Consider the following 19,531-nt stretch of genomic DNA (forward strand, 5'->3'; position numbering starts at 1 on the left):
CCCCACCCGGGGGAAAGATCGGCCTTCGTTACGGCTTCGTGATCCCACCGTGCGGGATCCGGCACCTTCCCCCCTTAGTGTCCCCGGGGTGACCAGCCGCCCGAACGGAGAGCCTCTCGTCCGCCTGTCCGGCGTCAACAAGTGGTTCGGCGAACTGCACGTCCTGCAGGACATCGACCTGGAGATCGGCCGCGGCGAGGTCGTCGTCGTCATCGGTCCCTCGGGCTCGGGCAAGTCGACCCTGTGCCGGGCGATCAACCGGCTCGAGCCCATCGACAAGGGCGAGATCACCATCGACGGCGCGCTGCTGCCCGAGGAGGGCAAGGAGCTGGCCCGGTTGCGGGCCGACGTCGGCATGGTGTTCCAGAGCTTCAACCTCTTCGCCCACAAGACGGTCCTCGAGAACGTCTCGCTCGGACCGGTCAAGGTGCGGAAGAAGTCCAAGGGCGAGGCGGAGAGCCGGGCCCGGGAGCTCCTCGAGCGCGTGGGCGTGGCCAGCCAGGCCGACAAGTACCCGGCGCAGCTCTCCGGCGGTCAGCAGCAGCGCGTGGCCATCGCCCGCGCCCTGGCCATGGAGCCCAAGGTGATGCTCTTCGACGAGCCCACCTCGGCACTGGACCCCGAGATGATCAACGAGGTCCTCGACGTCATGGTCGGCCTCGCGAAGGACGGCATGACCATGGTCGTCGTCACCCACGAGATGGGCTTCGCCCGCCGGGCGGCCAACCGCGTCGTCTTCATGGACGGCGGCCGGGTCGTCGAGACGGCCGAGCCGGAGACCTTCTTCACCAGCCCGACCTCCGACCGGGCCAAGGACTTCCTCTCCAAGATCCTCACCCACTGATCCACACGTTCAACCAGCGAGAGGACCGACCATGAAGTTCCGCCGTACCGCCCTGGTGGCGACCCTGTCCGTCGTCGCCCTGACCGCCGCCGCCTGCGGTGGCGACGACGACTCGTCCGCGTCCGAGCCCGCCGTCGAGACCGACGTCGAGTTCGAGGCCGGCACCACGATGGCCGAGATCGCCGAGGCCGGGACCATCCGCGTCGGCACGAAGTTCGACCAGCCGGGCTTCGGCCTGGAGAACCTCGAGGGCGAGGTCGAGGGCTTCGACGTCGAGGTCGCCAAGATCATCGCCGGCGCCCTGGGCATCGCCGAGGACGACATCGAGTTCGTGCAGACCCCCTCGGCCGTCCGCGAGGAGGTCATCGAGGGCGACGAGGTCGACATGGTCGTCGCGACCTACACGATCAACGACACGCGCAAGGAGCGGATCTCCTTCGCCGGCCCGTACTACCTGGCCGGCCAGCAGATCATGGTCGCCTCGGACAACGACGAGATCACCGGCCCGGACTCCCTCAAGGAGAACCCGGACGCCAAGGTGTGCTCGGTCACCGGCTCCACCCCGGCCGAGCAGATCACCGAGTACCTGGCCAGCCCCGACCAGCTGGTCCTGTTCGACGAGTACTCGCAGTGCGCCGACTCGCTGAGCAACGGCCAGGTCGACGCCGTGACGACCGACAACGTGATCCTGCTGGGCTTCGTCTCCAAGTCCAACGGTGACTTCAAGCTGGTGGGCGAGCAGTTCACCGAGGAGCCCTACGGCATCGGCATCCAGAAGGGCGACGTCGCCTTCTGCGAGTTCATCAACGACACGCTGCAGGAGAACGAGGACGCCTACATCGAGGCGTGGGAGGCCACCGCCGGCCAGGTCGAGGGCACCGAGACCCCCGAGCTGCCCGAGCCCGCCCCGTGCGCCTGACCGTCTGAGCACCCCGCGGCCGGCCGGCCCGTGAGCCGGCCGGCCGCGGAGCCCCGTCCCCATCCAGCAGCGCCGGCGCCGAGGGAGAGCCAGTGAGTCCTGTCTTCGACAACATCGACCTCTTCGTCGACGGTTTCCTGACCTCGCTCAGGATCATCCTGTACGCGCTGGCCGGCGCCCTCCCTCTGGGCGTGCTCATCGCCGCCTGCCGGGTCTCCCCGATCCCGCCGTTGCGCGCCTTCGGCACGTTCTGGGTGACGACCTTCCGCAACACCCCGCTGACCGTCGTGCTCGTGTTCTGCGCCTTCGGGCTCCCCGAGCTCGGCATCAACCGGTCGTTCTTCGCCTTCGGCGTGCTGGGCCTGGTGCTGTACACCTCGGCATTCGTCTGCGAGGCGGTGCGGTCGGGGATCAACTCGGTGCCGGCCGGGCAGGCGGAGGCCGCCCGCTCGATCGGGCTGAACTTCACCCAGGGCCTGCGCTTCGTGGTGCTCCCCCAGGCGCTGCGCACCGTCGTCCCCCCGCTGGGCAGCGTGCTCATCGCCATGATGAAGAACTCGGCCGTCGTCGGCGCCTTCGGCGTGGGTGGTGACCTGTGGAGCACCGGCCAGCGGCTGACCAGCGCCCTCGGCTACGAGACCCTCCCGATCTTCGTGGGGGGCGTCGCCGTCGGCTACCTGGTCATCACGCTGACGTCGGGCGCGTTGCTGCAGGTCCTCGAGCGGAAGGTGGCGATCGCCCGATGAGCCAGCAGCAGGCCGTCCTCTACGACGCCCAGGGTCCCCGGGCGCGGCGCCGGACGCAGATCGGCACCGTCGTCGCGGTCCTGGTCCTCCTCGGCCTGGCGTTCGTCGTCTACCGGCGGCTGGACGAGCGGGGCCAGTTCTCCATGGAGAAGTGGGGCCCGCTGATCGATCCGGGCAACGAGGTCTTCGACTCCGTCTGGCGGCTGATCGGCACGGGCATCCTGAACACCTTGCGCGCCGCGGCGGTGGCCATGGTGCTCTCCGTCGTGCTCGGCACGCTGATCGCGGTCGCGCGGCTCTCGCTCGGCAGGGCCGGCCGGATCCCGCTGATCGGTCTCGTCGAACTCTTCCGCGGCGTGCCGGTCGTGGTGCTGGTGTACATCGGCGTGCGCGTGCTGCCCGACGTCGGCCTCGACATGCGGGAGTGGCCGGGCGGCCAGGTCTTCTGGGGCCTGATCATCGGCCTCACCGTCTACAACATGGTCATCTTCGCCGAGATCGTGCGCGCCGGCGTCGCCTCGCTGCCGCGAGGTCAGCGGGAGGCGGCCCTGGCGACCGGCCTCACGAACTGGCAGACCATGCGCATCGTGCTGCTCCCGCAGGCGTTCCGCACCATGCTGCCGGCGATCATCAGCCAGCTCATCGTCGTGCTCAAGGACACCTCGCTGGTCACCTTCATCGCCAACTACGACGAGCTGCTCAGCCAGGGCGAGAGCATCCAGCGCAACCTCGGCAACCCGATCCAGACGTTCTTCGTCGTCGCGCTCATCTACATCGCCATCAACTACGCCTTGGGGCGGCTGGCGCAGTACATCGAGCGGCGCCAGGCGCGGGCGGGCCGCTCGACCGAGCAGCCGGCCGAGACCGCCGGCCTGACTCCGGTCGGCGGTGCGCCGGTCGGCGGAGGCGCCTGACCGCGATGGATTTTCCGCCGCCGGGCGGTCAAGGAGGGTGCCGTCCCATCCGATGGAGTAGGGAACGAGCCTCCGCCGACGAGATGAGTGGGACGTGACCGCAACCCTGGCGCCGACCGGTGTGCGCGACGACGCGTCGCCCACCGCGGAAGCCGCCGGTCGCGGGTTCCTGCTCCGGTCGTTCGCCCGCCCGGTGTGGTGGGTGGAGATCCTGATCCTCGCCGTCCTCTACGGCGTCTACTCGCTGGTGCGCAACAGCGTCGGGGACGTCGTCGCCCGCGCCTACGCCAACGGCCGGGAGATCCTCGCCGTCGAGGACGCCTGGGGTCTGGCTCTCGAGCGCGGCCTCAACGACTGGGTGCACCGCACCGACGTCGTCGCCGGCGCGGTCGCCCTGCACTACGCGACGTTGCACTTTCTCGTCACCCCGGCGGTCCTGGCCTGGCTGTTCGTGCGGCGCCCCACCCGGTACCGCGCCGCCAGCGGCATCCTCATGGTCACCACGGCGCTGGCGCTGATCGGCTTCTACTCGCTGCCGACAGCGCCGCCGCGGCTCCTGGCCGACGAGGGCTTCGTCGACGTCATGAGCCAGACGTCGGCCTGGGGGTGGTGGCCGGCCTCGGGCAGCCCGGGATCGGACGCGCTCTCCAACCAGTTCGCCGCCATGCCCTCGCTGCACTGTGCCTGGGCCGCCTGGTGCGGGGTCGTGCTGGTCCTCCTGGTCCGCCGCACCTGGGTGCGCGTCGTGGCCATGGTCTACCCGTTCAGCACCTTCTTCGTGGTGCTGGGCTCGGGCAACCACTACATCCTGGACGTCCTCGCGGGTGTGGTCGTGCTGTGCGTGGGCGCCTCCGTCGTGCAGGTCGCCGGATCCGCCGGCGGGCGCCTGCCCGGCCCCGGGCGGTCGTCCGGCGACGACGCTGCCGCGCTGGTCAGCCGCTCCTGAGGGTCCTGATCGACCCGTCCGTCCCAGTCGCCCCACCGTCGGCGCGCCCCCGGACACGGCTGTGCGGCGTGGCGAGACTGTCCGTCACCATGGAGACCATCCACGCCGGTCGGCGCCGCAGCCTGCCCCCCGTTCCGCGTACCGCCATCGACGGTGCGATGCCGCTCGAGACCGTCGCCAGCGCCGGCGCGCTCGCGCTCGCCCTCGTCCAGCCGGACGCTCCCATGGACGACGCCCAGCGGTTCGTCACCGGGCTGCGGAGCGCCGCGACGGAGTTCGCCGCCGCCGCGGGAGCCGAATCCGCCGTCGTCCGCGAAGCCGTGCCCCCGGCCCGCCACCGCCGCGCCCGCTGCCGAGTGGTGCTGCGGTCCGCCGACGGCGAGGTGACCGACGTGACCTTCGCCGGGGCGGTCGGCACCCCCTCTGCTGTGGCGCAGTCGGCGTTCGCCCTCGACATCGCCCGCTGGCTGGGCAGCGGTCAGGTCCGCGACGCCGCGTGGCTGGTCGCGGACGCCGATGCGCACGGCGGGACCGCCGTCGACCTGAGCGCCTGGAACCCGGGGAGCTGAGGCCGGGACCGGAGAGGTCGCCCTGCGACACGGCTTCCAGTTTCCGAACCGGCCCGGGTGGGCGACGATGGCGGGGCAGCTCGAAACAGCCGAGCACGCCGCGCCGTCACTGAACTCCGGGGGCCGACCATGTCCGGCATCTGCACCGCCGACCGACGGGTCTCCGCCCGCGCACTCGCGGCAGACGCCGCATGACCGCCATCGCCCCACGGCCGATCGTCAGCCGGCCGAGCCCCGCCGCGGCCCCCAGCCCCGGCTCGCGGCTGTCGAACCTGCTGCGCACGACCGACCACAAGACCATCGGCCTGATGTACCTGACGACGTCGTTCGTCTTCTTCATCCTGGGTGGCCTGATGGCCATGCTCATGCGAGCCGAACTCGGCCGCCCCGGGCTGCAGTTCCTCTCGCCGGAGCAGTACAACCAGCTGGTCACGATGCACGGCACGCTGATGCTGCTGATGTTCGCGACGCCGCTGTTCTTCGCCTTCGGCAACCTGATCATGCCGCTGCAGATCGGCTCCCCCGACGTCGCGTTCCCGCGGCTGAACGCCCTGTCGTTCTGGCTGTTCCTGTTCGGCAGCCTGATCGTCGTGAGCGGCCTCCTCACACCGGGCGGTGCGGCGGACTTCGGCTGGTACGCCTACGCCCCGCTCTCCGACGTCGTGCACAGCCCGGGTGTGGGCGCGAACCTGTGGTTCGCCGGTCTGGCCGTGAGCGGCCTGGGGACGATCCTCGGTGGCGTCAACTTCATCACCACGATCGTCTGCCTGCGCGCGCCCGGCATGACGATGTTCCGGATGCCGATCTTCACCTGGAACACCCTGGTGACGAGCATCCTGGTGCTGCTCGCCTTCCCGATCCTGACCGCGGCCCTCATGGCCATGCTGGCGGACCGGAACCTGGGCGCCCTCATCTACTCCCGCGAGAACGGCGGGCCGATGCTGTGGCAGCACCTCTTCTGGTTCTTCGGGCACCCCGAGGTCTACATCATCGCGCTGCCGTTCTTCGGCATCGTCACCGAGATCATCCCGGTCTTCGCCCGCAAGCCGCTGTTCGGCTACAAGGGCATGGTCGGCGCCACGCTGGCGATCGGCTTCCTCTCGCTGGCCGTGTGGGCGCACCACATGTTCGCCACCGGCGCGGTGCTGCTGCCGTTCTTCGCGTTCCTGACCTACCTGATCGCGGTGCCCACCGGGCTGAAGTTCTTCAACTGGATCGGCACCATGTGGCGCGGCCAGATGACCTTCGAGACGCCGATGCTCTTCTCCGTCGGCTTCCTCGTCACGTTCCTGCTGGGCGGCCTGACCGGTGTGCTGCTGGCCTCCCCGCCCCTGGACTGGCACGTCAACGACAGCTACTTCGTCGTCGCTCACTTCCACTACGTCGTCTTCGGCACCGTGGTGTTCGCCGCCTACGCCGGCATCTACTTCTGGTTCCCGAAGCTGTGCGGCCGGATGATGGACGAGCGGCTGGGGAAGCTGCAGTTCTGGATGACCTTCGTGGGCTTCCACGGCACGTTCCTCGTGCAGCACTGGCTGGGCAACGAGGGCATGCCGCGCCGGTACGTGGACTACCTGCCGACGGACACCTTCACCACGCTGAACATGATCTCGACGATCTTCAGCTTCGTGCTGGGCGCCTCGGTGATCCCGTTCATCTACAACGTGGTCAGCTCCTGGAAGTACGGGAAGCTCGCCCTGCGCGACGACCCGTGGGGCCACGGCAACTCGCTGGAGTGGGCGACGTCGTCCCCGCCGCCGCGGCACAACTTCGTGGAGATCCCGCGGATCCGCTCGGAGCGCCCCGCCTTCGAGGCGCACTACCCGCACCTGGTCGACCGGCTCCAGGCCGAGGCGCACGCCGGCAAGCGGCACGAGCCCTACGGCGGGGTCAGCGAGATAGGCGGCAGCGCCGGACGACGCCAGGGACCGAACGACCCCGACCCCACCTGAGAACAGCCTCCCTACAGGAGGCCGACGGCAGAGAGGCCCGGAACCGTCGTGGTTCCGGGCCTCTCCACGTGCTCGCCGGTTCAGGGCAGCAGTGCGTCCTCGTCGAGCTCGTCGAACTCGGCGACCGCGACATCATCCGCGCCGTCGGCGTCGAGGGCCTCGCGCACGACGCCGGCAGCCAGCCCTCCGCTGTAGCCCTTGCGGGCGAGCATGCCCATCAGGCGCCGGGTTGCGGTCGCGCGGTCGAGCCGCCGCATGCTCGGCAGCTTCCGCTCCACGAGCCGGCGCGCGGTCTCCCGCTCGTCGTCGTCGTCGACCGCCTCGACGGCCGTGGCTGCGACGTCGTCGTCCACACCCTTCGCACGCAACTCCGCCTTGAGCGCGCGCCGTGCCAGGCCCCGTCCGGCCTGGCGGGAACTGACCCACGCCTGGGCGAAGGCCTCGTCGTCGATCAGCCCGACGTCGCTCAGCCGGTCGAGGACCGTCTCCGCGGCGTCATCGGGAACGTCGCGGTCGGCCAGGAGATCGGCCAACTGCTGTCGGGTCTTCGGAGCGCCGGTCAGCGCCCGCAAGCAGAGGTTCCGTGCGACCGACTCGGGGTCGGCCATCTCCTCGGGCGCCATGTCGACGGCGTCAGCCGAGGGAGTGCGCCGCCGCGTGCCCCAGGAGCTCCCGGGACCGCGGCGGCGCCCGCCCGATCGATCGGTCACCAGCGGCTCAGAAGTCGACCGGGTCGGCCACCGGGGCGTCCAGCTGCGGCCCGATGCCGAGCTTCTCCTTGATCTTCTTCTCGAGCTCGTCGGCGAGGTCGGGGTTGTCCTTCAGGAAGTTGCGCGAGTTCTCCTTGCCCTGACCGAGCTGGTCGCCGTCGTAGGTGTACCAAGCACCGGACTTCTTCACGAAGCCCTGCTCGACACCGACGTCGATGAGCCCGCCCTCGCGGCTGAAGCCCTGACCCCAGAGGATGTCGAGCTCGGCCTGCTTGAAGGGTGCGGCCACCTTGTTCTTGACGACCTTGACGCGGGTCCGGCTTCCGACGGCCTCGGTGCCCTGCTTCAGGGTCTCGATGCGGCGGACGTCCAGGCGGACCGACGAGTAGAACTTCAGCGCACGACCACCGGTGGTCACCTCGGGCGAGCCGTAGACGACGCCGACCTTCTCGCGCAGCTGGTTGATGAAGATCGCCGTCGTCCCGGAGTTGCTCAGGGCACCGGTGATCTTGCGCAGCGCCTGGCTCATCAGCCGGGCCTGCAGACCCACGTGGCTGTCACCCATCTCGCCCTCGATCTCTGCGCGGGGCACCAGGGCGGCGACCGAGTCGATGACGAGGATGTCGAGCGCACCGGAGCGGATCAGCATGTCGGCGATCTCGAGGGCCTGCTCACCGGTGTCCGGCTGGCTGACCAGCAGGGCGTCGGTGTCCACGCCGATGGCGCGGGCGTACTCGGGGTCGAGCGCGTGCTCTGCATCGATGAAGGCGGCGATGCCGCCGGCGGCCTGCGCGTTGGCCACGGCATGCAGCGCGACGGTCGTCTTACCGGAGGACTCCGGGCCGTAGACCTCCACGACGCGGCCGCGGGGGAGGCCGCCGATGCCCAGCGCGATGTCGAGGGCGATGGAGCCGGTCGGGATGACCTTCATGGCCACCTCGGGGCTGTCGCCCAGGCGCATGACCGAGCCCTTGCCGAACTGCTTGTCGATCTGGGCGAGGGCCATGTCGAGGGCCTTGTCGCGGTCGAGTGTCGCCATGGTGGTCACCTTCGGTTTCGCGGGAAGCGGGTCGGGACCGACGCTAGGACGAGCCACCGACAGTTCTCGGGTCGTGACCGGAGTTGTGGAGATCCCGGTCGCCTGTGGACGCCACTGTAGGCCGAACACCTGTTCGACTGCCAGGCCGACACGCCCGCGTCCTGAGGTGCCCGGACCACCGGCCACACCGGTACCGGACGACCCGGGGCCGAGCGGGCTCAGCGCTCCTTGGGCGGCACGTCGTAGGCGTCGCAGATGGCCAGCCAGACCCTCCGCACCGGGACGCCGGCGTCGATCGCCTCCACCGCGCTCCGCCCGCCCAGCTCGGAGAAGAGGTGGTCGCGGGACACGCTCTGGGCGCGCATCGCCCCGAACTGGTGGTCCAGTCGGGACCAGAACTCCTGCAGGCGCACCCCTCGACGCTAGCGCGCCTCGCCGGATGCCCGCCGCAGCCGGGCGCGCCTAGGCTGCTGCGATGGTTCCCAGCACCGGGTCCGAGACGCTCGACGTCGTGCTGCAGCTGGCCGTGATCGCCGCACTGCTGGCGTCGCTCGTACTGCTGGTGAGGAACTACCGAGGCCGCTGAGGTCGCAGGGCGACCGACGCCCAGATCACGGCGAGCGGGAGGACCAGCGCCGCCGAGACGCCCGACACCAGCTCGAAGCCACCCCAGGCCAGGAGCGGTCCGCCCACCGCGCCCGACAGCGCCGCACCCAGACCCATCAGCAGGTCGGTGCCGCCCTGGGCGGTGGGACGCAGGTCGGCGCCCACGGACGCCGTCACCAGCGTGGAGCCGGCGATCAGGCCGCAGGACCACCCCAGCCCGAGCAGCAGGAGCCCGATACCGAGCTGCACCGAGCTCGACGGCCCGGCGGTCCCCGACACGGCTGTGGCAACCAGCAGCAGGACGCCGCCCAGAGCCACGACCGTGGGGGCCCCGACGCGGTCGGCGAGCGCGCCGACCAGCGGGGAGAACAGGTACATGCCGGCCACGTGCACGCTGATGACCAGCCCCACCACCCGCAGGACGGTTTCCTCGCTGCCTCCGGCGTGACCCATGTGCACCGGCGTCATCACCATGACGCCGACCATCACCGAGTGGGCGACGACCACGGACGTCAGGCCGAGCCGACCGGCCGGCGTCGCCCACACGGCGCGCAGCGCCGGCCGGGTGGCCGTCCGCGGCGGAGGTGCCCCCGTGCCGCCACCCAGCCGCCGGGCGAGCACCAGCGGATCGGGCCGGAGCAGCGCGAGCAGGACGAGGGCGACGACGGCGAAGACGACGGCCGAGACGAGGAAGGCCCCGGCGAGGGCGGGGAGACCGAGAGCGGTGCCCACATCCGCCCCCGGTGCCGCCAGGTTGGGACCCAGGACCGAGCCGACGGTCGTCGCCCACACCACCATCGACAGCGCCCGACCGCGCTGCTCGGGTGCGGCCAGGTCGGCCGCCGCGTAGCGCGCCTGCAGGCCGCAGGCCGTGGCCGCACCGAAGAGGAAGAGCCCGGCCACCAGGAGGAGCAGTGAGGAAGCGGCGGCCGCCACGACCGTGATGACCGCACCCAGGACGCTCACCGCGTAGCCGACGGCCAGTCCCGCGCGCCGGCCGGCGGAGCTGCTGATCCGGGCGAGTGGGACGGCCAGGACCGCCGCACCCAGCACGCCGGCGGTCTGGCCGAGGCCGGAGGCGCTGTCGGTGCCGGCCACGTCACGCGCCAGCAGGCCGCCCGCGGTGATCCCGATGGTGACGCCGAGGCCGGCGAGTGCGACGCTGCCACCGAGCACGCGCACGGTCCGTCGTTGCACCGCGGCGACGTCGGGGACGTCCCGGACGCCCGGTGCAGCAGGCCCTGCCGACGGTCGCATGCGCGGAGTCTGCCGCACGGGCGCCCGCGGGCCGAGTCGCTTTCGCCGCCGGCGCAGCCCGGTCGGGTGGTGGGGACCGCTCCGACCGGCGAACTGTCGTACCCCGCGGGGACACTGGCTCCGTGGCCTCCCGCCAGACCTCCGCCTCGACGCTCGACCGGTTCTCCGAGCCGACCCGGGCGTGGTTCACCGGTGCGTTCCAGCAGCCCACGGCGGCGCAGGACGGCGCGTGGGACGCCATCAGCAGCGGCGAGCACGCCCTCGTGGTCGCGCCCACCGGCTCCGGGAAGACCCTCGCGGCGTTCCTGTGGTCCCTCGACCGGCTCAGCACGACGCAGCCGGTGGACGAGCAGTCCCGGTGCCGCGTGCTCTACGTCTCCCCGCTGAAGGCGCTGGCGGTCGACGTGGAGCGCAACCTGCGGGCTCCGCTGACGGGCATCGGCCAGGCCGCGGCCCGGCTCGACCTCCCCCGCCCGGAGATCCGCGTCGGCATCCGGTCCGGCGACACCCCGGCCGACGAGCGTCGCGCGTTCGCCAAGCGCCCCACCGACATCCTGATCACCACGCCCGAGTCGCTGTTCCTGCTGATGACCAGCGCCGCCCGCGAGGCGCTGCGCGGGGTGGAGACGGTCATCCTCGACGAGGTGCACGCCGTCGCCCACACCAAGCGCGGCGCACACCTCGCCGTCACCCTCGACCGGCTCGACGAGCTGCTGGAGCGCCCCGCCCAGCGGATCGGCCTGTCCGCCACCGTGCGGCCGATCGAGGAGGTGTCGACCTTCCTCACCGGCGGCCGGCCGGTGCGCGTCGTGGCGCCCGCCTCGACCAAGCAGTGGAACCTGTCCGTGGTCGTCCCCGTCGAGGACATGGGCGAGCTGGGCCAGCCCACCGGCGAGCTCGAGGGCTCGGCCGCCGGCAACCAGCCGCGCAGCTCCATCTGGCCGGCGGTCGAGGAGCGGGTGCTGGACCTGGTGGAGGCCCACCGCAGCACCATCGTCTTCGCCAATTCCCGCCGGCTGGCCGAACGGCTCACCAGCCGGCTCAACGAGCTCGCCTACGAACGCGCCACAGGAGAGCCCGTTCCGCCTGGCACCAACGCGGCCGCGCTGATGGCGCAGGCGGGCTCCGGCGGTGGCATGCCCGACGACTTCCAGCCGGTCGCCGCGGCCCACCACGGATCGGTGTCCCGCGAGCAGCGGGCGATCGTCGAGGAGGCGCTGAAGTCCGGGCGGCTGCCCGCCGTCGTCGCCACCTCCAGCCTCGAACTCGGCATCGACATGGGCGCGGTCGACCTCGTCGTCCAGGTGGAGTCACCGCCGACGGTCGCGGCCGGCCTGCAGCGCGTCGGACGGGCGGGGCACCAGGTCGGGGCGGTCAGCCGGGGCGTGCTGTTCCCCAAGTACCGCGGCGACCTGGTGCAGTGCGCGCTGGTCGCCGAGCGCATGAAGGCGGGCGCGATCGAGTCCATCCGCTACCTGCGCAACCCGCTCGACGTGCTGGCCCAGCAGATCGTGGCCATCGTCTCCGAGCGCCCACGGACCGTCGACGAGGTCGCCGCGGTGGTGCGCCGGTCCGCGGCCTTCAGCTCGCTGCCGGAGTCCGCCCTGCACGCCGTCCTCGACATGCTGGCCGGGCGCTACCCCTCCGATGCCTTCGCCGAGCTGCGCCCCCGCCTGACGTGGGACCGCGTCACCGACACGCTGACCGCGCGGGCCGGCGCGCAGCGGCTGGCCGTCACCAGCGGCGGCACGATCCCCGACCGCGGCCTGTTCGGCGTCTTCCTGGTGGGCGGTGAGGGCACCGGCGGACGGCGGGTCGGCGAGCTGGACGAGGAGATGGTCTACGAGTCCCGCGTGGGCGACGTCTTCCTCCTGGGCTCGTCCTCCTGGCGCATCGAGGACATCACGCACGACCGCGTGCTCGTCACCCCGGCGCCCGGGCAGCCGGGCAAGATGCCGTTCTGGCACGGGGACGCTCCCGGCCGGCCGCTGGAACTGGGCCGGGCGCTCGGCGCGTTCCTGCGCGAGGTCGGGACGGCGACGCCCGAGGCCGGCCTCGAGCGCGCCCGGGCCGCCGGCCTGGACGAGTGGGGCGCGGCGAACCTGCTCACGTACCTGACCGAGCAGAAGGCGGCAACCGGCCACCTCCCCGACGACCGCACGCTGCTCGTCGAGCGGTTCCGCGACGAGCTGGGCGACTGGCGGCTGGTCGTCCACTCCCCCTTCGGCGCCCAGGTGAACGCCCCCTGGGCGCTGGTGCTGGCCGCCCGGCTGCGCGAGCGGTACGGGGTGGACGTCGCCTCGATGCACTCGGACGACGGCATCGTGCTGCGGCTCCCCGACACCACCGGCGAACCGCCGGAGGCGGACCTCGCGGTGCTCGACCCGGACGACGTCGAGCGCGAGGTGACCGCGGAGGTGGGCACCTCGGCGCTGTTCGCCAGCCGGTTCCGCGAGTGCGCCGCCCGGGCCCTGCTCCTCCCCCGTCGCGACCCGCGCCGGCGCACCCCGCTGTGGCAGCAGCGCCAACGCGCGGCCCAGCTGCTGTCGGTCGCCAGCGAGTTCGCCTCCTTCCCCATCACCCTCGAGGCCGCCCGCGAGGTGCTGCAGGACGTCTACGACGTGCCCGGCCTGGTCGAGCTGATGCGCGACGTGCGGTCCCGCCGCGTGCGGGTGGCCGACGTGCAGACCGAGACCGCCTCGCCATTCGCCCAGTCGCTCCTGTTCGGGTACGTCGGGCAGTTCCTCTACGAGGGCGACGCCCCGCTGGCCGAGCGCCGCGCGCAGGCGCTGGCCCTGGACACCGGCCTGCTCGCCGAGCTGCTGGGCCGGACCGAGCTGCGCGAGCTGCTCGACGGCGACGCGATGTCCGAGATCGAGTCCGAGCTGCAGCGGCTCCCCCAGCAGCGGCACCCGCGTGACGTGGACGGCGCCTCGGACCTGCTGCGGGGACTGGGTGACCTCACCGTCGCGGAGGCCGCCGCCCGCGGGGTGCCCGAGGAGTGGCTGGCCGAGCTCGTCGACGCCCGGCGTGCACTCCGGGTGCGCATCGCCGGCGAAGAGCGGCACGTCGCCATCGAGGACGCCGGCCGTCTCCGCGACGCCCTCGGCACCGCACTGCCGGTGGGTGTGCCCGAGGTCTTCACCGAGCCGGTCGCCGATCCACTGGGCGATCTCGTCGGCCGGTACGCCCGCACCCACGGCCCGTTCCAGCCTCAGGAGGTGGCCGCACGGCTGGGTCTGGGCGTCGCCGTGGTCACCGCCACGCTGCAGCGTCTGACCAGCACCGGCCGGCTCGTGTCCGGCGAGTTCCGGCCCGGCGGCACAGGCCAGGAGTGGTGCGACGCCGAGGTGCTGCGCTCGATCCGCCGGCGCAGCCTGGCCAAGCTGCGCCAGGAGGTCGAGCCCGTGCCGATCGGCACGCTGGCCCGCTTCTCGCCCTCGTGGCAGGGCGTCGGCGGCCGGCTGCGCGGCACCGACGGCGTCCTGGCCGTCGTCGAGCAGCTGGCCGGCGCCATCGTCCCGGCCAGCGCGCTGGAGTCCCTCGTGCTCCCCACCCGCGTGCGCGACTACTCCCCCGCCATGCTCGACGAGCTCACCAGCGCCGGTGAGGTGCTGTGGGCCGGCGCCGGTGGGCTGCCCGGCGGCGACGGCTGGATCAGCCTGGTGCCGGCCGACCTCGCCCCCCTCCTGCTGCCCGAACCGCTGGAGCTGCCGGAGGCCGGCGGCTCGCTGCTCGACCTCCTCGCCGGTGGTCAGGCGCTGTTCTTCCGCGGCCTGTCCGACCTCCTCGGCGCGACCGACGACACCGCGCTGGCCGACCTGGTCTGGGACCTCGTCTGGGCCGGCGCGCTCACCAACGACACCCTGGCGCCGCTGCGCACCCGGCTGGGCGGCGGCGGCACGCACAAGAGGACGCCCGCTCCGCCCCGGGCCCGGCTGGAACGCTCGCGCTCGGGCCGCACCCGGCTCGGCCGCCCCGCGATGCCCACCCGCTCCGGTCCCCCGTCGATGGCCGGCCGCTGGTCCCGGCTGCCCGACCGGGAGGCCAACGCCACGCGCCGGACGACCGCCCGCGCCGAGGCGCTGATCGAGCGGCACGGCGTGCTCACCCGCGGCGCGGTGATGGCCGAGCAGGTGGCCGGCGGCTTCCCGGCGGTGTACCCGGTGCTGCGGGCGTTCGAGGAGAACGGCCGCGCCCGGCGCGGCTACTTCGTCGAGACCCTCGGCGCCGCGCAGTTCGGCACGCCCGGCTCGGTGGACCGGCTGCGCAGCTTCGCCGCCCCCGACCGGCTGCCCGGCGGTGCCGTCGTGCTGGCCGCGACCGACCCGGCCAACGTCTACGGCGCCGCACTGCCCTGGCCCGACCGGACGGCGGCTGTCGACACCGACGCGGTCGACCTCGGCGAGGGCACCGGCACGACCCGCAAGGTCACCGGGCACCGCGCGGGACGCAAGGCCGGAGCGCTGGTGGTGCTGGTCGACGGCGAGCTGGTCCTCTACGTCGAGCGCGGCGGCAAGACGCTGCTGTCCTGGACCGAGGACGAGCAGACGCTCAAGGAGGCGGCGACGGCCCTGTCCAGTGCCGTCGCCGCGGGCGCGCTGGGCCGCATGGTCGTCCAGAAGGCCGACGGCGCCTCCGTGCACGAGTCCACGCCGCTGTCCGCGGCGCTCCAGGCCGCCGGCTTCAGCGCCACCCCCCGTGGTCTCCGGCTGCGCGGCTGAGCGACCGGACGACTCACGGATCGGCGTCCCAGAGCAGCCGGTAGTACGCGAGCCGTACGGGATCGGGTTCGATCCCGTACGCCTCCAGCAGCGGGCGCTCCCACCCCGGCCCGTAGTTCCAGCCCGTGCTCCAGGTGGCCACCGCGAGGTCGGCCCACCGGTCGGCCACGCCCAGCGCCCCGAGGTCGACGTGCCCCGACCAGCGCCCGTCGTCGCGGAGCAGCGTGTTCGGCGCGCAGGCGTCGCCGTGGCAGACCACCAGCCGGTCGACGTCCGGGACGTCGGCCAGCCTGGCCAGCACCTCGGCGGGCGACAGAGCGGCATGCTCCGACGAGAACCGCTCCCGACGCATGGAGGCCGGACGCACCGCCGCGACGCGGGCGCCCGCCGACCAGTCGAACGGGCAGTCGGCCACCGGCAGGGCGTCGTGCAGCGCCCGCAGGCCGGCGCCGATCGCGTGCACGGCGGGCCCCGGGTCGGCCAGCCAGCGCGGGTCGACGGCACTGCGGCCCGGCAGTCCCGCGGTGAGCAGCCACTCCCCGTCGACGTCCGCGCCGTGCCCCAGGACCACCGGAACCGGCGTGAACCGGGCGGCCCAGCGCAGCCGTTCCACCTCGCGCCCGAGCGACAGCCCGCTGCCCGCCGGAGCCCACTTCACGAACCGCCGCTGCGGACCGTCGCCGAGCTCCCAGGTGAGGCCGCCGAGCTGGTTCCGCCAGACCGGAGTGAGCTGCGCGGTCCCGACCACGGCGGCGACGGACGCCGGCACCTCCACCGGCTCGGCCGGTCGCCCCGCGATCACCCCGCGGATGCTGCCACGCTCACAGGCACGGGCGGCCCGATCACCGGCGCCGTCGCGATCCGCAGAGGATCATGGTCGTCGTGCCCGAAGGAGACACCGTCTGGTTGGCGGCCAAGCGCATGAACCAGGCGCTGGCCGGCGCCACCCTGCGCAGGGGCGAGTTCCGCCTGCCGCAGCTGGCCGCCCTCGACCTCGCGGGCGCCACCGTCCGCGAGGTGGTCCCCCGCGGCAAGCACATGCTCATCCGGCTGGCCGACGAGCGCACGCTCCGGACGCACTACCGGATGGACGGCAGCTGGCACATCTACCGGCCGGGCGCGCGCTGGCGCGGCGGGCCCGGCTATGACGTCCGTGTGGTGCTGGCCACCGACGAGTGGGAGTGCGTCGGCTACCGGCTGCACGACGTCGAGATCGTCCCCACCAGCGACGAGGGCCGGCTGGTCGGGCACCTGGGGCCCGACGTCCTCGGGCCGGACTGGGATCTGGAGGAGGCGCTGCGCCGGCTCCGGTCGCACCCCGACGAGCAGGTCGGCGTCGCCATCCTCGACCAGCGCAACCTGTGCGGCCCCGGCAACCTCTACAAGGTCGAGTCGCTGTTCCTCTGCGGGGTGCATCCCTGGGCCCGGGTGGCCGACATGGACGCCAAGCTCGAACCGCTCGTGACCCGCGCCCGCACCCTGATGCTCGCCAACCGCGACCACCCGGAGCAGAGCACCACGGGCGATCTGCGCCGCGGCCAGGACCACTGGGTCTACGGCCGCAAGGGCAAGCCCTGCCGGCGCTGCCGCACTCCCGTCCTCATGGGCGACCAGGGGCCCCACACGCAGGAGCGGGTGACCTACTGGTGCCCCCGCTGCCAGGCGACGGACGCCCCGATCGACCCGCTGGCCCGCACCGGTGAGCCGGGGCGGCCGCGGCCGCTGGCGACGCCCGGCTGATCCATCCCTGACGCGGCGCGGGCGGCCTCCGGGGAACCGGAGACCGCCCACGACGGCGTGCGCGCCCGAAGGGGGCGCCGGTGATCAGGCCGGCTCGGGCCGCTCGACCGGCTGCGCCTGCCGCTGCTCGGCCGACTGCTGCTGAGCGGCGGGCGACCCCTGCTCGAGGGCCGCCGCCGGTGCGCCGCTCTCGACCGCCTGCGTTCCGCCGCCCATGGACGCGCGGATCTGGTCCAGCCGCGAGGCGCCGGCCACGTCGAGGGTGGCCTTCTCGACCTCGAGCATCCGGCCCTCGACCGAGCTCTGCGCCAACTCCGCCTGCCCGAGGGCGTTGGCGTAGCGGGCCTCGATCTTGTCGCGGACCTCGGACAAGCTGGGGGTGTTCCCCGGCGCCGAGAGCTCGTTGACCTGCTTGAGCGAGCTCGCCACGTGCTCCTGCATCTTGGCCTGCTCGAGCTGGCTCATCAGCTTGGTCCGCTCGGCCAGCGTCGTCTGCAGCCGCATGCGGCTCTGCTCGACCGCACCGCGGGCCTGCTCCGCGGCCTGCAGCGCCTCGTCGTGGCTGCGCTTGAGGTCCTCCATGGACTGCTCGGCGGCGACGAGCTGGGTGGCGAAGGCCTGGGCGGCGTTCTCGTACTCGGCGGCCTTGGCGGCGTCACCGGCGGCGCGGGTCTTGTCGGCGAGGGTGAGCGCCTGGCGCGCCGAGGACTGGAGCTTCTCGACCTCGCCCAGCTGCCGGTTGAGCCGCATCTCGAGCTGACGCTGGTTGCCGAGCACGGCGGCGGCCTGGTTGGCCAGCGACTGGTGCCGTTGCTGCTCGGCCTCGATCGCCTGCGCGATCTGGATCTTCGGATCGGCCCGCTGGTCGATCTGCGCGTTGGCCGACGCGGTGAGGTACTTCCACAGCTTCACGAACGGGTTGGGCATGGTTCCTCCTGCTCCGGCACCGAAGCCGGGGATGGGTGGCCGGCGCGGCGGTGTTCGTCGTCACCATCGTCCCAGGTGGGTGCCATGGCTGGCCAACGGGTCGACACGGACGGTGGAGAGGGACGCAGCCACCTACGGTTGGTCCGTGCCCGCACCGACTCCCACCCTGTGCGTCCTGGGCGAGCTGGTCGTCGACCTGCTGCCCGTCCCGGAAGCCGGCTCGGGCCCCGAGGGGACCGCGCCTCAGTACGTCGCGCGCCCGGGCGGCAACGCCCTGAACGTCGCGGTGGCGGCCGGCCGACTGGGCGCCCCGGTGGCGCTGGTGGCACGGCTGGGCACCGGCCCGCTGGGCGCCGCCCTGCGCAGGCACGCCGAGCTCGCCGGGGTGGACGTCGGCGGCTTCGTCGACGCCGCCGAGCCGGTGAGCCTGGCGGTCATCGGGCTGCACCCCGACGGGTCCCCGGACTACGGCTTCCACGTGCTGGGGGCGGCCGACTGGCAGTGGACCGACGAGGAGCTGGCCCGGTCGGTGCCCGAGGGCACCGCCGTGCTGCACGTGGGCTCCATCTCCAGCTGGACCCGGCCGGGCGCCGACGTGATCGCCGCGCTGGTCGACCGGCTCGCCGGCCGTGCCCTGATCAGCGTCGACCCCAACATCCGGCCCCCGCTGGCCGACGGCCCGGTCGGCGCCACGCTGGGCAACGACCGCGCGTCGGTCACCGCTCGCCTGGACCGCCTCGTGGCGCACGCCGACGTCGTCAAGGTCAGCGCCGAGGACCTGGCGTGGCTGGAGCCCGACGCCGGCGACCTGGACGACGTCGCCCGGCGGTGGGCGGCCCGCGGACCGGCCCTGGTACTGCTCACCGACGGCGGCGCGCCCCTGCGGATTGCCCGGCCGGGGAATCCGGTGCTGCACCGGGAGTCCCCCCGGGTCGAGGTGGCCGACACCGTGGGCGCCGGAGACTCCCTGGCCGCCGGGCTGCTCAGCGGGCTGCTCGCGGCCGGGATCACCGACCGGGCGGCCCTCGAGGCGCTGGACGACGACCGGCTGCTCGACCTCGTCGACGACGCCGCGCTCGTCGCCGCCCTGAACTGCACCCGGGTCGGCGCCGACCCGCCCACGCGCGCCGAGGTCGACGCGGCGCGCGCCGCCCTGTGACCGCCGCTGGGGACGTGCGGATCGTCGGCCTGTCGGAGCTGTCGGCGACCCCCGTCCGGGCCCGCCTGCTCGAACGGCACGACCGCTTCTGGGACACCGACACCCGGTCGCTGCACCATCCGGTCTGGTTCCACCAGTTCGGCGGGTTCGGCGCCCTCGCCATGGACGCCGGCGGCGAGGACGTGGGGTACGTCCTCGGTGTCGTGACCGCGGACAGGCTGGCCTACCTGCACCTCCTCGCGGTGCGGGACGACCACCGGCGATCTGCGCTCGGCCGGCGGCTGTGCCGCTGGTTCGACGAGCTGGCCGTGAGCACCGGCGCGCGCGTCGTACAGGCGGTGACCCGACCGGACAACGAGGTGGCGCTCGCGTTCCACACGTCGCTCGGGGCCGGCGCCCACCTCTCGCGGAACCATGCCGGCTCGGGCGCCGATCGGGTCGTCCTCACCCGGTCGCTGCTCCCGGCCTGACCCGGGCGA

General features: G+C 73.0%; 18 protein-coding genes. 12 read left to right on the plus strand and 6 right to left on the minus strand.

Features of this window, described 5'->3' with window-relative positions:
• The first annotated feature begins 88 nt into the window (after positions 1–88).
• From BLS70_RS03200 to ctaD, 7 genes are all read left to right on the plus strand, one after another.
• The gene (locus BLS70_RS03200) at positions 89–844 is read left to right on the plus strand and encodes an amino acid ABC transporter ATP-binding protein (protein ID WP_091764015.1); all 756 of its coding nucleotides are present in this window, start codon (positions 89–91) and stop codon (positions 842–844) included.
• Positions 845–875: 31 nt separating this feature from the next.
• The gene (locus BLS70_RS03205; protein ID WP_091764016.1) at positions 876–1,763 is read left to right on the plus strand and encodes a glutamate ABC transporter substrate-binding protein; all 888 of its coding nucleotides are present in this window, start codon (positions 876–878) and stop codon (positions 1,761–1,763) included.
• Between the two features lie 92 nt (positions 1,764–1,855).
• Complete coding sequence (locus BLS70_RS03210; RefSeq protein ID WP_091764017.1) at positions 1,856–2,509, plus strand: amino acid ABC transporter permease; 654 nt, start codon at positions 1,856–1,858, stop codon at positions 2,507–2,509.
• Complete coding sequence (locus BLS70_RS03215; RefSeq protein ID WP_091764018.1) at positions 2,506–3,423, plus strand: amino acid ABC transporter permease; 918 nt, start codon at positions 2,506–2,508, stop codon at positions 3,421–3,423. The genes BLS70_RS03210 and BLS70_RS03215 overlap by 4 nt, the downstream gene beginning before the upstream one ends.
• 94 nt (positions 3,424–3,517) lie before the next feature.
• Entirely contained in the window at positions 3,518–4,369 is an 852-nt protein-coding gene (locus BLS70_RS03220) for a phosphatase PAP2 family protein (RefSeq protein WP_091764019.1), read from the plus strand.
• 89 nt (positions 4,370–4,458) lie between these two features.
• Complete coding sequence (locus BLS70_RS03225) at positions 4,459–4,938, plus strand: hypothetical protein (protein WP_255362202.1); 480 nt, start codon at positions 4,459–4,461, stop codon at positions 4,936–4,938.
• 191 nt (positions 4,939–5,129) lie between these two features.
• Positions 5,130–6,890 (plus strand): aa3-type cytochrome oxidase subunit I, encoded by a 1,761-nt coding sequence (gene ctaD / locus BLS70_RS03230; protein WP_091764020.1) that lies wholly within the window; start codon positions 5,130–5,132, stop codon positions 6,888–6,890.
• Positions 6,891–6,970: 80 nt separating this feature from the next.
• Here the strand turns inward: ctaD and BLS70_RS03235 are convergent, their stop codons facing one another.
• The 3 genes from BLS70_RS03235 to BLS70_RS03245 all read right to left on the minus strand — a co-directional run bounded on the left by BLS70_RS03235 (position 6,971) and on the right by BLS70_RS03245 (position 9,052).
• Positions 6,971–7,513: a regulatory protein RecX gene (locus BLS70_RS03235; RefSeq protein WP_091764021.1), complete on the minus strand. Its 543-nt coding sequence runs from the start codon at positions 7,511–7,513 to the stop codon at positions 6,971–6,973.
• Positions 7,514–7,607: 94 nt separating this feature from the next.
• Positions 7,608–8,639 (minus strand): recombinase RecA, encoded by a 1,032-nt coding sequence (recA, locus tag BLS70_RS03240; protein ID WP_091764022.1) that lies wholly within the window; start codon positions 8,637–8,639, stop codon positions 7,608–7,610.
• A 218-nt stretch (positions 8,640–8,857) separates the two neighbouring features.
• A complete protein-coding gene (locus BLS70_RS03245) occupies positions 8,858–9,052 on the minus strand; it encodes a DUF3046 domain-containing protein (protein ID WP_091764023.1) in 195 nt (64 codons plus the stop codon).
• Positions 9,053–9,114: 62 nt separating this feature from the next.
• On the opposite strand from BLS70_RS03245, the gene BLS70_RS20400 reads away from it, so the two are divergent.
• Complete coding sequence (locus BLS70_RS20400; RefSeq protein WP_143030330.1) at positions 9,115–9,225, plus strand: LPXTG cell wall anchor domain-containing protein; 111 nt, start codon at positions 9,115–9,117, stop codon at positions 9,223–9,225.
• Here BLS70_RS20400 and BLS70_RS03250 read toward each other — a convergent pair.
• Positions 9,210–10,502: an MFS transporter gene (locus BLS70_RS03250; RefSeq protein WP_091764024.1), complete on the minus strand. Its 1,293-nt coding sequence runs from the start codon at positions 10,500–10,502 to the stop codon at positions 9,210–9,212. The genes BLS70_RS20400 and BLS70_RS03250 overlap by 16 nt on opposite strands.
• A 122-nt stretch (positions 10,503–10,624) precedes the next feature.
• Between BLS70_RS03250 and BLS70_RS03255 the strand changes: the two genes are divergently transcribed.
• Positions 10,625–15,226 (plus strand): ATP-dependent helicase, encoded by a 4,602-nt coding sequence (locus BLS70_RS03255; protein ID WP_091764025.1) that lies wholly within the window; start codon positions 10,625–10,627, stop codon positions 15,224–15,226.
• Positions 15,227–15,239: 13 nt separating this feature from the next.
• On the opposite strand, the gene BLS70_RS03260 is transcribed toward BLS70_RS03255, so the two are convergent.
• Complete coding sequence (locus BLS70_RS03260) at positions 15,240–16,028, minus strand: aminoglycoside 3'-phosphotransferase (RefSeq protein WP_218122250.1); 789 nt, start codon at positions 16,026–16,028, stop codon at positions 15,240–15,242.
• 80 nt (positions 16,029–16,108) lie between these two features.
• On the opposite strand from BLS70_RS03260, the gene BLS70_RS03265 reads away from it, so the two are divergent.
• Entirely contained in the window at positions 16,109–16,966 is an 858-nt protein-coding gene (locus tag BLS70_RS03265) for a DNA-formamidopyrimidine glycosylase family protein (protein ID WP_091764252.1), read from the plus strand.
• An 84-nt stretch (positions 16,967–17,050) separates the two neighbouring features.
• Here BLS70_RS03265 and BLS70_RS03270 read toward each other — a convergent pair whose 3' ends face one another.
• A complete protein-coding gene (locus BLS70_RS03270) occupies positions 17,051–17,893 on the minus strand; it encodes a PspA/IM30 family protein (protein WP_091764026.1) in 843 nt (280 codons plus the stop codon).
• Positions 17,894–18,038: 145 nt separating this feature from the next.
• On the opposite strand from BLS70_RS03270, the gene BLS70_RS03275 reads away from it, so the two are divergent.
• Both BLS70_RS03275 and BLS70_RS03280 read left to right on the plus strand, forming a co-directional pair.
• The gene (locus BLS70_RS03275; protein WP_255362203.1) at positions 18,039–19,052 is read left to right on the plus strand and encodes a PfkB family carbohydrate kinase; all 1,014 of its coding nucleotides are present in this window, start codon (positions 18,039–18,041) and stop codon (positions 19,050–19,052) included.
• Positions 19,049–19,522, plus strand: coding sequence for a GNAT family N-acetyltransferase (locus BLS70_RS03280; RefSeq protein WP_091764028.1), 474 nt, complete (start codon positions 19,049–19,051; stop codon positions 19,520–19,522). The genes BLS70_RS03275 and BLS70_RS03280 overlap by 4 nt, the downstream gene beginning before the upstream one ends.
• Positions 19,523–19,531: the final 9 nt, after the last annotated feature.

Origin of the sequence: Blastococcus aurantiacus (assembly GCF_900102425.1) — a bacterium.
Lineage (GTDB): Bacteria > Actinomycetota > Actinomycetes > Mycobacteriales > Geodermatophilaceae > Blastococcus > Blastococcus aurantiacus.